Source organism: Amygdalobacter indicium, assembly GCF_029101545.1.
Taxonomy (GTDB): Bacteria; Bacillota; Clostridia; order Saccharofermentanales; family Fastidiosipilaceae; genus Amygdalobacter; species Amygdalobacter indicium.
Genome location: NZ_CP118866.1, coordinates 590,324 through 603,261, shown reverse-complemented (window position 1 = coordinate 603,261; position 12,938 = coordinate 590,324). Strand labels below are relative to the sequence as shown.

Sequence of the window (12,938 nt, the reverse complement as noted above, 5' to 3'; positions counted from 1 at the left end):
TTAGAGGTAATAAAGAAAGAGAAAATTTGTCTTTACCGATTATTAAAAAGTCGCTTTGCCAAGAGGATTGTTTTCCTCTATAATTAAGGAACGCAGGTGTAGTTCAGTGGTAGAACATCAGCTTCCCAAGCTGATTATGGGGGTTCGATTCCCCTCACTTGCTTCAGCTCCCGTTGCGGAGCTGTTTTTTATTATTCAAGTTCATAATCGACAGTTGTAATACTGCAATCGGTTCGTTACGAAGGGAGAATCGTATGATTTATTTCGACAACGCCGCCTCCACCAAAATGTGTCAGCCGGCTTTACAAGCCTTAATGTACTGGAGTGAACATTGTCTGAATCCTTCTTCTTCCTACAAAGCCGCTGATGCCGATCGCAATGTCATCGCTCAGACTCGGGAAAAGATTGCTAAAGTTCTCAACTGCAGCGACAATGAAGTATATTTTACTTCCGGCGGAAGTGAAAGCGATAATTGGGCCTTTTATACGGCAACGGAGGCTTTAAGCAATTACGGCCGGCACATAATAATAAGTGCAATTGAGCATCCGGCTGTAAGTAAGTGCGCCGAATTTTACCGGCGGCACGGGTATGAAGTCAGTATTTTGCCGGTTGATGCCGAAGGAATCGTCGATTTGCAGGCTTTAGAAAAATTGCTCCGTCCTGAAACTATTCTGGTTTCCGTTATGACTGCCAATAATGAAGTAGGTTCTTTACAACCGATCGCCGAAATCGGTGCTCTGCTGCGTGAACGGCCGCATACGCTGTTCCATACCGATGCCGTACAGGCTTTTATGCATGAAAATATTGATGTCAAAGCAGCTGCTGTCGATTTATTAAGTCTCTCGGGCCATAAGTTCAACGGACCTAAAGGTATCGGCGCTTTTTACATGAATGAAGACAAGCGAAATAAATTCAATTTACCTGCATTCATCCTGGGTGGCAGTCAGGAAAGAGAAAGGCGGGCCGGCACTGTGCCTGTACCGCTGATTGCCGCTATGGGTGCAGCAATTGATTTTCATTTGCAGCATTATGACGAATTTCACAAACATATTGCCGATTTACAGGCGTATTTCATCCAACAACTACGGGAGAATTTCCCCGCTTGTCAAATTAACGGCAGTTTGACCCGTCGCCTGGTTAATAACATCAATGTCTGTTTACCCGATGTAGCCGGCGAAGAAGCTTTGATTTTGCTAGATTTTGCCGATATTTTGGCTTCTCACGGTTCCGCCTGCGCTTCCGGTTCTCTGGATCCGAGTCCTGTTCTGTTGGCTATGGGCAAGTCCTTGGAGCAGGCAGGAAGTTCCCTGCGTTTCACTTTAGGTTACGAAAATACTGCGGAAGAAGTGAATCAGGTCATTGCAGCCTTAAAAAATTTAGCATAAAATCAGGTAAAAATAACATTTAATAAGGACAGTATGTTGCAGGATAACACTTCAAATCAAGCTTCCAATCCGGCTCCTTCCATTATTCTGCCGGTGACAGATAAGCCCAAAGTGGTTGTAGGTATGTCCGGCGGTATAGACTCTACCGCTGTTGCTTACTTATTGAAACAGCAAAACTATGAAGTTATCGGGATCAGTATGAAATTATGGCAGGAAAGCGGCAAAGATGAATTATCCAGTCACGGCGGTTGTTGTGATTTGGACGCTTTATCCGATGCCCGCAGAGCCTGCATTCAAATGGGTGTGCCTTTTTATGTCATGAATTTCAAGCGTAGTTTCGAACAGGAAGTCGTCGATTATTTCGTCCGGGAATATCAAGCCGGTCGGACACCCAATCCTTGTATTATTTGTAATCAAAAATTAAAATGGGAAGGTTTGTGGCAACGCAGTCGCATGATAGGAGCTCAGTTTATTGCTACCGGTCATTATGCGCGCATCAAAAAGTTGTCCAACGGCAGATTGACAATTCAGAAGTCTCTATATTTAGATAAGGATCAATCATACGTGCTGTATAGTCTAAGTCAGGAAAACTTGCAGCATACATTTTTTCCTTTGGGCGAATACAAAAAAAGTGATGTGCGGGCGCTGATGGCTGATGCCGGATTTACCAGAATTTCGAGAAAAAAAGATAGTGAAGACATTTGCTTCGTAACTGAAGGAACGCACGCCGATTTTATTGCGGCCCGGACCAAAAAAGCTGCAAAGCCCGGTAATTTTGTTGATATTCACGGTAATATTTTGGGAAAACATCAAGGCTTGACCCGTTATACAGTCGGGCAACGTCGCGGATTGAATATTGCTTTAGGTTATCGTGCCTATGTGCTGGCAATCAAAGCCGAAAAAAATGAAATCGTTCTCGGAACTTATGCTGAAAGCTTAAAATCCGTATTTATTGCCGACTTATGTAAATTTATGGCTGTAGAAAGCCTGCACGAAAGTATAATCTGTCCGGTAAAAATTCGTTACAATCAAAAACCGGTAGAAGCCAAGATCACACCGCTTAACGCTCTGCAATGTCGAGTTGAGCTGAGTCATCCCGTTTCCGGTATCGCTCCCGGACAATCGGCAGTTTTCTATCTGGAAGATTATATTCTCGGCGGCGGAATAATCAGTCAAATTATCTCTTAAGATCATCTCTTAAGATCAAAAGAACAACTTAAATAACGAGCTGACACCGAAAGTCAAGCCGTAAATCAAACAAGTTCCGACAGCATTACCTAAGGCTATTAAAATCAAAGAGGGCAAATATTTCAGTTTTAACAAACTGGCCAATAAAGCTCCGCTCCAAACGCCTGTTCCGGGAATCGGCAAAGCGACAAAAACAAATAATCCCAAATAGCCGTAACGATCGATCAAATCTCGTTTAGCATAGATATCCGCTTCCAATTTTTCAGCTTTTTGCATCGTTCTATGCCAAATTTTTAAAAAAGCCAATATGTAGTTAAATCCGAAAAGAATAAACGGTACAGGCAACATCGAACCTAAATAAGCCCAAAAACTGCTTTGCCAAACAGGCAAGCCCGCAATAACACCTAAAGGTATAGAACCCTTAACTTCAATAAAGGGACAACAGGCTATAACGAAAACCGCTAAATGCAAAGGCACATATTTCTTTATAAGACTGAATAATTGACTAAACATGTTCACATTATACTAATTTCCCTCTGTTCTGTCTGCGATAAATATTAATTTTCTCTAAACTTCAACAGATTCGCCCCGCTCCTCCGACTCGGACAGAAAGAAAAAAGGATCACAGAAAAACTGTAATCCTTCGATAATTGCGGAGGCAGGACTTGAACCTACGACCTCCGGGTTATGAGCCCGACAAGCTACCAACTGCTCTACTCCGCGATATATATGCTCATGACCGGACTCGAACCGGTATGGCTGTTAACCCACGGATTTTAAGTCCGTTACGTCTACCTATTTCGTCACATGAGCATCAATGCAACAATTCCTACTCGATTGTAGCAGCCATTCCATCTTCTCTTAAAAAGAGTGGAGATAAGCGGGATCGAACCGCTGACCTCTTGAATGCCATTCAAGCGCTCTCCCATCTGAGCTATACCCCCGAACTGCATTACTAATGTTAGCAAATAACAGCTTCCCTGTCAAGCGACGTGTATTAGCTCGCGACTATTAATCCCGGTGAATGCAAACTCTGTAATTAAAGTAGTTTTCCTTGTATTTCCCTTTATTTTCCCGCTAAAAATATAAAAGCCGAGGAAAATGTTAATTATTGTTAACATCTCGACGAATTAAACCTCATTCCCGCCAAATTCAGCTTCTTACAGCCGGACTTTAATTCACCGCTAAATATTTTTTTATTTGTTGCAGCTTACGTTCCTTAATCCCGGAAATCTGCAGTAAATTCGTTAAATTGCTGAAATGTCCGTGAGTTTGACGATATGCTATTATTTTTTCCGCCAATTTTCTGCCCACATATGGCACTTCACTCAGTTCTTCTAAAGTACAGGTATTTAAGTTAAGCTGCTTCAGGCAGCCGGATTGCCGGGAAACTTGCACCGAATTCGGATTCAACGCTTCCGGTTGATTAGGCAGTTTTTGGCGATATACCGGCGGCAATACTTCCCAAATTCCCGGTTTCAGCACATTAATTCCCTCCTGTTCCAGTTGTCTGATCTCGTTTGTATCCGGGATACGATAAAGGCAACGGTCCTGCAGTGTCATAGCTAAATTAATATATTCCCGGGCAGCTGCGGCTGTGAACCCGCCGGCTTTTTCAATCAATTCGTGTAAGCTGGCGCCGACAGACAATTTATATAAACCGCTGCGCTGAACGGCACCTTTGATATCAACTGTAATTTCAGCCTTCTGTTCAAGTCTGCAAGTTTCCATCGTTGAGCGGCGCCTGAATTCATTCGGTAAATTCGGCAGTTTCCTATTGAACGAGGGAGTAACGGTCTGTACAGCGTTGAAAGCCTTATCCGTTACCTCATTGCCGCTCAGATATAAAGCCCAGGCGGAGAAGAGTATAAGTAATAAAGCAGCTAATAAAAAGCTGCGGCGATGGCGTAAGTAAAAGCGTTTCATAGAATAATCTCCTTTTTATGGCCGTTCTTTTACTTTATAATACGCAATCATCTGCCGTAGCGATAAACTGAATTTATACAAAAATTCAAATTGGAATTCAGCGCCGATCAATCACCGATAAGGCGGGAAAAAACTTATTTTTTCGGGGGAATCGCCTGCCACAACTTATCCAGATTGTAGAAATCGCGCTCTTCTTTGTGAAAGATATGAACAATAACAGTATCATAATCGAGCAATATCCAGCGGCGGCTGTCCAAGCCTTCCTTAACCCGCGGGAAAATCTTGAGCTTGGCTAATTCTTCTTCCAGCAAGCCGGCTAAACCTTGGGCCTGTTGTTCGGAGTTGGCCGAAGCGATAACAAAATAATCACACAAACTGCTCCTATTCTGTAAATCAATCAGCTCAACGGCCTGTCCTTTGTAATCCTCAAGCGTTTTCTTAATTAATTCAGCTAATTCCGATCCGTTCATAATTATCTACCTCATTAAATTATTTATTATTCTGCAAATCATCCAACGCCGCCTGTGACAGAGGATGGCAGAAGGCCCTTTTGTTCCTGTTAATACTGATGCACTTGCGCAAAATCTTTTTGATAGTTTCATCATATCCTGAATTAAGGCTTTGGCGCAAGAGCGGAACATCACTGTATCTTCTCCCGAATTCCAGTTTATCAGCTATGTAAACAACCTTATCCAACCAAGTCGCCTGCGGCCGTAAAGTCGTATGATAATAAAGAGCATTAAGTACCAATTCATCCTGACAGGCGAATTTTTGCTGCAAAACATATGCGGCTATCGGTCCGTGCTGCATTTGAGTACAAGCAAGGTCAGCTTTCGACAATGTAGCGGCCAATTCCGGGTAATCGGTCAATTTTTCGTATTTGCAGGCATCGTGAAAAAGTCCGGTAATTAAAGCCTGACGCACAAATATGCTTAATTTCGCTGCACCGACAACGACGTTCGCAGAGGAATTTACATTTACGGCAGCAAACGGATTTTTTAAGTTTTGCCTTAAAGCAATTAAGTTAAGATTCTCCCAAGATTTGGCCGTCTTAAAATCATAACCCGATTTTTCTAAAGCCAGAGTTAAAGCTGCCGCCATATTCATAACGTTCAGGCAGTGGGTATATCTCTGCCAATTTAAATGTTGTCCCAGATATAGCAGAATTTCGCCGAAAAGTTTCTGCTCCGCGCCGGACAAATACAAGCGCCAGTCAGGTTGTTGATATAATCTTTGTTGTGCAATATAAGCTATAGTCGCAGGCGTTAAATAATTAGACAAATCCCGATAAGCCGCCTGCTGCAAAGTTATACCGTTGTATACCGCCGGGGTCAAAGCTGTAATATTGTAAGGCGGCAATAAAGGTAAATTCTCAAGTTGCCGACGCAAGGCGGCAGAACTGACATCCGGCATATCGGCAATTAAAGTTTTAATCTTAAAATTAAACTTTTTCTCTCCGCCGCCTGCAGAATCAGTTTGCCCGTAACCCGGGCGGGTAACCAGCAAAAAATCGGCTATTTCAGCTAATTTTTCCGGTTCATGCCACTCTCCCAGAGAAGGCAACAAATCCGAGCCGCCCATCATAATCAATTTGGCATGCGGATATTGTTTCTGTAATTTTCTTAAAGTATTAATCGTATACGAAGGCGGTAAAGACTGCAGATCAAGATCGCAAATCTTAATTTTTCCATCTTCCTTCATCTTATTAATTAAACGCCTTTCCGCCGTACTCAAACAAGCCAGAGGAATTGTTAAATCCGTGACATCATTTAAAGCCGCTTCCAACATACAGCGTCTATAAGCGGCAAAGGAAAAGTCGGCATTTAACTTAAAAGGAGAAACAGCTGCCGGTAAAAGCAGAATTTCAGCCGCTTTTTCCTGTTGACAGGCTAAGGCCAATAATTTCAAATGGCCGAGGTGGACAGGGTTGAAACTACCGCCGATAATAATAATTTTATTTGCTAATTGAGACATTGTTTTAATCCGGCCTTCTGTTCTAAATAAGCATTGACAAAGCCCTGAATATGTCCGTTCATAACATTTTCCACATCTATCTCTTCGTATTCCGTACGATGATCTTTAACCAGAGTATAAGGACAAAAAACGTAGGAACGGATCTGAGAACCCCAAGCTATTTCCAATTGTTCGCCCTTCAAATCATCAATTGACTCTTTTTGTTTTTCCTGCGCCAATTTATATAACTTCGCCTGCAGCATTTTCATAGCTGTTTCTTTATTCTGAATCTGACTGCGCTCAGCTTGACAGGCTGCGACAATACCGGTAGGTAAATGCGTTAAGCGAACGGCAGAATCGGTTTTGTTAACGTGTTGACCGCCTTTACCGGTGGAACGATATGTATCGACCCGTAAATCTTCCGGTCTGATCTTAATCTCGATTTCAGTAGATAATTCCGGTAATACCTCACAAGATGCAAAACTTGTGTGTCTTCGACCGGAAGCATCAAACGGCGATATTCTGACTAAGCGATGAACTCCGTGCTCCGAGCGCAACCAACCGTAAGCATGTTTACCTTTAAGACTGAAACTGACGGACTTAATGCCTGCTTCTTCCCCGTCAACCATATTTAATTCCCGCAATTCAAAATTCATCTGTTCGGCAAAACGGCTGTACATACGATACAACATTTCTGTCCAATCCATAGCTTCCGTTCCGCCGGCGCCGGCATGTAAAGTTACAATAGCATTATTATCATCCAGCTTATCGGTAAACAGCGTTTCCAAATGCAATTCCGTATAAACTTCCTGCCATTGTTTAATACCGTTTTGAACTTCCTGTAATAAGGATTCCTGCTCTTCCGCTTCCGCTAAAGCCGCCAGTTCCAAGCCGACGTGTAAATCGCCTATTTGCTGCTGTAAATTTTCAAAGCCGTTGAGCCGTTTCTTCATATCGGTCAAATCCTTTTGTACCGAAGTTGCCTTTTCGACATTGTTCCAAAAGTCAGGTTCCTGCGTTACGGCTTCCAATTCTTCAATATAATTTGCCAGTGCATCGATATGCAATGCATTTTTCAGCGGCTGCAATTTTTCTTTCAAAGCGTTAATTTGTAATTGTAATTCGTGTGTATCAATCATTGTTCTTTTCCTCTGTTTCCGTAGCTGTAGTAGCACTCGGGGCGGCAACTGCCTGTTCGCACCTTTGTAAATGTTCCAATTCGTTATTAATGAGACTTTGCAAATTAATGCTTGCTGAACGATTGGGAGAATATAAATTTTCTTCAATCGCCCGGACGGCGTTGTCCAAATAAGCAGCTTTAACCAATATTAAATTTTTCTGCTGCAAAAGTGCCTGCAATTTTTCTTTAATTATTTCTCTGTTGGCCAAAACTCTGGCATATTTATCTGCCGGTGTTAATGTTTCCCCGGCGCTTTTCTGTTCCCCGCTTTCTCGCTCGTCCGTCTTTTCCTCGGAATTTACCTCCTTTTTCAAAGGTAATTCAACTTCCAGTACCTTTTGCTTAAAATCGGCGAAATCCCGTTGCCGAAACAGCTGTTCCAATTCATTTTGTACCGAGTCCTGTTCCCGTAATTGTTTCAGTAATTGTCCTTTTTCCGTTTCACTGTGAAAAGGATAAACAAAGCTGTTCAATTTTTGCCAAAAAGGTTCGCTGTCTATCAAGCCCAGACTGCGTATCTGGGGATAAAAGTATTCCGTCAGATAAAAGTAATAAATATAAAGCATTTTAGCTGTCACTAAAATATAAAGCGTGTTAATTAAGGCATTCAAAATATTATGTACAAACTCCGGTAAAGGCAGGAACAATAAAATCAAAAACGGTACCGATTTAATAACCACGTAAGTAAATAATAAATTAGCCAAAATATTCAGCTTAAAACCTCCCGTCATTTTACGGGACATGAAGTAGGCGGCACTGAGACTGCAGCCTTTATCGGCTAATAAAATCGGGACAAATAAATACTGCGTCACAAAAAACAACAGCAGAACTAAGGCTAAAGTCGGTAAAGCGATGAACAATCGGGCCAACAACATAAAAATCAGCAACAATACGACAAAATAAGCCCAGATTTTCCATTGACCGCTTAAGAAACGCCACAGAACTTTGCCGCTTGCCGTGTGACGATAAGAAGATATTTGCCAACTGACGAATAATATACTCAACAATATTAAGATGAAACGAAAGATAATATTGGCGACTATATTAATCCAATTATCGAACGTGATAATGTTTTGCAGTAAATGTTGCTCCTGTAATTTTTGCAAAGTCTGCAGTAATTGTTGAAAATCAAGTTGCAGCAGCTGCTCACTGTAAGCGATATGCGGATTACCGATCGGGAACTGATAAAACAAGAAATCAGCTGCTGCAAATATCAGCGCAAATATCAGTAAAAGCCTTCTATTAGGGAATTTATTCAAACGCCAACTTTCTCGAATCATTAAAAACATAATTTACCTCTTATTAAGGATATGGGGCAAATCAGCCAAAAGAGCTTTCATTGCCAAAGCACGATGACTTATTTTATCTTTCAAAGCCAAGGGCAACTGGGCCGCCGTTTTACCGTATTCAGGTAAATAAAATATCGGATCATAACCGAAGCCGTCTTCACCTCGAGCTTCAGCAATTATCTGGCCGTGAAATTCCCGTTCATAATGATAAACATCACCCCAAGGACAAATCAGGCATAAGTTACACGTAAAATGAGCCTGCCATTTATTCGGCGGCACTTGTCTCGCGGCCAATTCCTGCCAAATTAAATTGAATTTTTGCCGATACGAAGTGTTTTCACCGCCGAAGCGGGCAGAATATATACCCGGTTGGTTATCCAGAGCCGTAATACACAAGCCCGAATCATCCGCCAAAGCAAAATATTCAGGATAGAAGCGAAAAATATTGGCGGCCTTAATCTGAGCGTTCTCAGCAAAAGTCGTACCTGTTTCGTTAACATTCTCCATATAATTCAAATCTGCCAAAGATAATATTTCCAAATCGAAGTCTTGCAATAAATCCCGAAATTCCCTCAACTTGCCTTGATTAGTTGTCGCTATAATCAGTTTTTCCATTCTCCGCCTCTTTGCTCTTGATTATCTAATTCTAACACATAACAAGTTACTGTAACCAATTACGCGGATAGAGAGATTTTACGGTATCGGCTGTTATTTGCAACCAGCAAGCGCCGTACCCTTCAACTGTCAATAGGGCGTAAATGCTGTTTTTAAGTTCCAAGTCGTTTCGTTGGCTGTAAAATGGCTGTATCATATCTATAGTTAAACTCTGCCCTTGCAGAATACGGTCATATATACCGTCGGCAAGCGTCGTTTTTACTTCATAAACTGTCTGATTACTGTGTAAAAGCAGGGCAAAATTATGGGAAGGTACAAATTTGCAGCCGTTTTTGAAAGCCTTAATTTGTCCCAGCCAAATGCCTTCGCTCAACACGTGTAAAGATTTATGTTCTTTCTGTTTTTTAACTCCTGCCGGTTGAATTTCAGGCAGGTCAATCAGCCACTCCAAAGAGTCTCCGATCAGTTTGAAATACGGATAGCGGGACCATAATTGACAATAGGCTGCAGCAAGCTCAGGGCTTAAATAAGCAGTAGAAAATTTTTGCAGCAGATCAGTTATCTGCTGATAATTCAATTGCAGGCTGCTGTCCCGCGTAAGTTTCAAGTTAGCAGCAGGCTGTCGTTTCTTGGCCGATATAATATTCTTTTTGTTCAAATCCACTACCGTCATGAACGGCGCATAAACAGGCTTACTGCCGATCGACAATTCGGTTGAATCGTCCAAGTTGCAGCCTGTGTTTTTTTGCAATAATACGGCAAAGTGGCCTTCTCCGTAACCGTCTTGCGGAAATATACGCAATCCTGCTGTTAATGCGGAATTATGCGCATAGGCAAAAGCCGGCCTTATCCCCGCCGCCTGACTGATTTCAGGCTTTATCGGCAGGATGGTAGCCTCCTTGTGTTTCTCTAAAAACTCATTAATTACAGCCTCATTTTCCTGCACATTGAAAGTACAGGTAGAATAAACAAGACGACCGCCGGCTTTTAAAGTGGACCAGGCTAAATTTAAGAGGCGATATTGCAGGTGGGAAAATTCATTAACATCTTTAGCCAAGCGTGCCGCCAACGCCTTTTTATCTTTTCTGATCATACCTTCACCGGAACAGGGCACATCCAAAATTATTTTGTCAAAGTAATCGGGTAATAAACGTGCCAATTCCTCTAAATCGGCGTTCAGGACTGAATTGTGCCAAACGCCCGCTTCATTCAAATTGCGCAATAAAATCTTGGCTCTGCTAAGCGAAATATCGTTGGAAATTAAACAGCCGCTGCCGCTTAAATCTGCTGCAATTTTGCCGGATTTACCTCCCGGAGCGGCGCAATAATCGGCAACTTTATCATTTGCTGTAGCAGATAAAATATTAGCCGGCAACATGGCAGAGCTTTCCTGCAGATAAAATAAACCCAATTTGTAAGCTTGGCATTTACCGATAAAATCAGCTGCTTCTTCCGGTACATAAAATCCGTCCTGAGCCCAGGGAACCGGGCGCCAGAGATTTTTCAGGTTCTGAAATTCCGGCCAATTGTTCAGGAAATCGGAGGCTGCTTTTCTTAAATCTTTTTTCTCGACCGCATCTGCCGCTTGTCCGATTAATTTATCCGGAGTGCAGGCTGCCGCTCTCAACATATTGACCCTTAATGCTCTTAAAGGTTTCTCGCGATAAGCAGCTTGAAATTGCGGCCAAAAATTCGGTTCAACATATGCTGCAAGCGAATTTTGTAATTGACTGATAAAAGATTGAAAGTCAAGATCCATATATAACTTTTCCTAATCTACACGATGATTTAATTCATTAATTTCCAAGCGATACGCCAACTTATATGCCAATCTTTTAATGGCATCATCGTCAAAAGCGCTCGGCCACTTCAACAAATTTATCGCTTCAACTGCAGTATAATTGGCCCCCAACTGCAAAAGCGAATAAAATGCCGCCAATTTCTCATCCGCTGAAGGAGAAAGGGAACTTTTATCCCACATCATCAAAGCCGACAATTTCAGTAAAACATTAAGCTGCTGATAAAATGACTCCTTCATTATTTCGGAAAAATTACGGCGCTGAATTAAGCGCCGATAACGCTTTAAGCCCGGAAAATACAGCTCATGTAAGCTGCTGTATAAATTGGTACATAGACTTATTGTATCGCCGTTAAGTTGGATATTGGCCAAATAAATTTGTTCCTGGAATTCCGTAAACAGACAAACATAAAGAAGTTCTTCCAAGATTTGCAATACTCGGCGATAGAAATAAGTCGGTCCCCAAATTTTGCTGCCGTTCTCAAAGCAGAAGCTCTCCAGGACATGCCCGGCATAAATACGAAAAGCCTGATCCGGCAATTCGTTTTCCACCAAAGTATCAGTCCCGGAATTTTGCCGAATAAATTCACTGCCGGCAAGCTCTTCGAATAAGTCCGACCAATCGGTGATATGATCAAATTTGTGCAGCAAAATCAGCGGCAGTCGTTCCTTAGCCAAATACAGCGTAGCATCAGGTAATTGCCTGATTTTAGGGAGATTAACGTCCGCCGGTTTGATGCGCACATAACCCTTTGCCTGCATTTCTCGCAAAAAATCGCTCGCTGCCGGCGGCAAACTCCCGTTCAACAAGCGGATAAAGCCGTCAAACATTTGCGTTTGAGAAGCAAATGTAACCTTGCCGTGCTCGTATAAAGAAAATTTTTGTAAAAGCCCCTTGTATAAAGGCACAAGATACTTCTGCACCGCTAAACGTACGGTACGTAACTTGGTCGTTTCCAATTCCGCGCCGGCTGCCAATGACATTGCCAGTTCGCCGAAATTGTTATAGCCCAGCATTTTAGCCTTCCGCAGGCGTAATTTCAGTAACTCGTTGAAAGATTCCGTTAACTGCAGCTTTTGTCTCAACGTTAATTCCGCCTGGCCGTAATTTAAGCTTTGAAATAAGCTCTGCAATTTCCGATAAACAGTTTTCTGCTCGGCATTAATTTGCAAAGTTTCCGGCTTTTGCAGGAAATACTGCATTTGCAAATCAATCAAATATCTTTTACCCGTATATTTAACCAACTCTTCCAAGTCGCCGCGTAAAATACTCAATTTCGCCAAAACATTCGCATCATGCACAGCTGTCAATTGGCCGGTGTAGTAATCCAGCTCCTCCTGATAAGACGGTTCACCGGCGGAATCGGCCATTAAAAATATTACCTGGCTGACTGACTGCACATAAGCACGATATTGTTGATCATATTGGCGCAAAACAGCATATTTATCAGCCGAATTTTCGGCATTTTTCAATTGTTCGGGCAATTTCCGCCCGCAAGCAATCAAAGTCGGTACATCAAAGCGCCGATAGCTAATCGCGGAAAAATCCTGCAAATGTGCAACGTCGGCTGAACTTAAAGCTGTATTGAACGAATCCATCCCGG

Annotated in this window: 11 protein-coding genes and 4 tRNA genes; 3 read left to right on the top strand and 12 right to left on the bottom strand. The window is 42.3% G+C overall.

Annotation, left to right across the window (positions count from 1 at the left end):
* The first annotated feature begins 92 nt into the window (after positions 1-92).
* The 3 genes from PYS60_RS02490 to mnmA all read left to right on the top strand — a co-directional run bounded on the left by PYS60_RS02490 (position 93) and on the right by mnmA (position 2,573).
* Positions 93-163 (top strand) — tRNA-Gly (locus PYS60_RS02490).
* Between the two features lie 91 nt (positions 164-254).
* Positions 255-1,385: a cysteine desulfurase family protein gene (locus PYS60_RS02485; RefSeq protein WP_315570552.1), complete on the top strand. Its 1,131-nt coding sequence runs from the start codon at positions 255-257 to the stop codon at positions 1,383-1,385.
* Between the two features lie 33 nt (positions 1,386-1,418).
* Positions 1,419-2,573, top strand: a complete 1,155-nt coding sequence (gene mnmA / locus PYS60_RS02480) for a tRNA 2-thiouridine(34) synthase MnmA (protein ID WP_315570550.1) — start codon at positions 1,419-1,421, stop codon at positions 2,571-2,573.
* 15 nt (positions 2,574-2,588) lie between these two features.
* Here mnmA and PYS60_RS02475 read toward each other — a convergent pair whose 3' ends face one another.
* The 12 genes from PYS60_RS02475 to PYS60_RS02420 all read right to left on the bottom strand — a co-directional run bounded on the left by PYS60_RS02475 (position 2,589) and on the right by PYS60_RS02420 (position 12,933).
* Entirely contained in the window at positions 2,589-3,086 is a 498-nt protein-coding gene (locus PYS60_RS02475; RefSeq protein ID WP_315570548.1) for a COG2426 family protein, read from the bottom strand.
* 137 nt (positions 3,087-3,223) lie between these two features.
* Positions 3,224-3,296: transfer RNA gene (locus PYS60_RS02470), tRNA-Met, on the bottom strand.
* 7 nt (positions 3,297-3,303) lie between these two features.
* Positions 3,304-3,386 (bottom strand) — tRNA-Leu (locus PYS60_RS02465).
* Positions 3,387-3,444: 58 nt separating this feature from the next.
* Positions 3,445-3,517 (bottom strand) — tRNA-Ala (locus tag PYS60_RS02460).
* Positions 3,518-3,746: 229 nt separating this feature from the next.
* Positions 3,747-4,499, bottom strand: a complete 753-nt coding sequence (locus PYS60_RS02455; protein WP_315570546.1) for a helix-hairpin-helix domain-containing protein — start codon at positions 4,497-4,499, stop codon at positions 3,747-3,749.
* 134 nt (positions 4,500-4,633) lie between these two features.
* Positions 4,634-4,969 (bottom strand): ribosome silencing factor, encoded by a 336-nt coding sequence (gene rsfS, locus PYS60_RS02450; RefSeq protein WP_315570544.1) that lies wholly within the window; start codon positions 4,967-4,969, stop codon positions 4,634-4,636.
* Between the two features lie 19 nt (positions 4,970-4,988).
* Positions 4,989-6,473, bottom strand: a complete 1,485-nt coding sequence (locus tag PYS60_RS02445; protein ID WP_315570542.1) for an HD domain-containing protein — start codon at positions 6,471-6,473, stop codon at positions 4,989-4,991.
* A complete protein-coding gene (gene prfB, locus PYS60_RS02440; RefSeq protein WP_315570540.1) occupies positions 6,461-7,591 on the bottom strand; it encodes a peptide chain release factor 2 in 1,131 nt (376 codons plus the stop codon). The genes PYS60_RS02445 and prfB overlap by 13 nt, the downstream gene beginning before the upstream one ends.
* Positions 7,584-8,921, bottom strand: coding sequence for a hypothetical protein (locus tag PYS60_RS02435; protein WP_315570538.1), 1,338 nt, complete (start codon positions 8,919-8,921; stop codon positions 7,584-7,586). Before PYS60_RS02435 ends, prfB begins: the two co-directional genes overlap by 8 nt.
* 3 nt (positions 8,922-8,924) lie before the next feature.
* Positions 8,925-9,536, bottom strand: coding sequence for an RdgB/HAM1 family non-canonical purine NTP pyrophosphatase (gene rdgB / locus PYS60_RS02430; RefSeq protein ID WP_315570536.1), 612 nt, complete (start codon positions 9,534-9,536; stop codon positions 8,925-8,927).
* A 46-nt stretch (positions 9,537-9,582) separates the two neighbouring features.
* Positions 9,583-11,295, bottom strand: coding sequence for a hypothetical protein (locus tag PYS60_RS02425; RefSeq protein ID WP_315570534.1), 1,713 nt, complete (start codon positions 11,293-11,295; stop codon positions 9,583-9,585).
* Positions 11,296-11,307: 12 nt separating this feature from the next.
* On the bottom strand, positions 11,308-12,933 hold the full coding sequence (locus PYS60_RS02420) for a gluzincin family metallopeptidase (RefSeq protein WP_315570532.1): 1,626 nt from the start codon (positions 12,931-12,933) through the stop codon (positions 11,308-11,310).
* Between the last annotated feature and the right edge of the window lie 5 nt (positions 12,934-12,938).

Excerpts from the sequence above, each read along its gene's own strand:
- PYS60_RS02485 (WP_315570552.1), top strand. The coding sequence starts at position 255 with ATGATTTATTTCGACAACGCCGCCTCCACCAAAATGTGTCAGCCGGCT.
- mnmA (WP_315570550.1), top strand. The coding sequence starts at position 1,419 with ATGTTGCAGGATAACACTTCAAATCAAGCTTCCAATCCGGCTCCTTCC.
- PYS60_RS02475 (WP_315570548.1), bottom strand. The coding sequence starts at position 3,086 with ATGTTTAGTCAATTATTCAGTCTTATAAAGAAATATGTGCCTTTGCAT.
- PYS60_RS02455 (WP_315570546.1), bottom strand. The coding sequence starts at position 4,499 with ATGAAACGCTTTTACTTACGCCATCGCCGCAGCTTTTTATTAGCTGCT.
- rsfS (WP_315570544.1), bottom strand. The coding sequence starts at position 4,969 with ATGAACGGATCGGAATTAGCTGAATTAATTAAGAAAACGCTTGAGGAT.
- PYS60_RS02445 (WP_315570542.1), bottom strand. The coding sequence starts at position 6,473 with ATGTCTCAATTAGCAAATAAAATTATTATTATCGGCGGTAGTTTCAAC.
- prfB (WP_315570540.1), bottom strand. The coding sequence starts at position 7,591 with ATGATTGATACACACGAATTACAATTACAAATTAACGCTTTGAAAGAA.
- PYS60_RS02435 (WP_315570538.1), bottom strand. The coding sequence starts at position 8,921 with ATGTTTTTAATGATTCGAGAAAGTTGGCGTTTGAATAAATTCCCTAAT.
- rdgB (WP_315570536.1), bottom strand. The coding sequence starts at position 9,536 with ATGGAAAAACTGATTATAGCGACAACTAATCAAGGCAAGTTGAGGGAA.
- PYS60_RS02425 (WP_315570534.1), bottom strand. The coding sequence starts at position 11,295 with ATGGATCTTGACTTTCAATCTTTTATCAGTCAATTACAAAATTCGCTT.
- PYS60_RS02420 (WP_315570532.1), bottom strand. The coding sequence starts at position 12,933 with ATGGATTCGTTCAATACAGCTTTAAGTTCAGCCGACGTTGCACATTTG.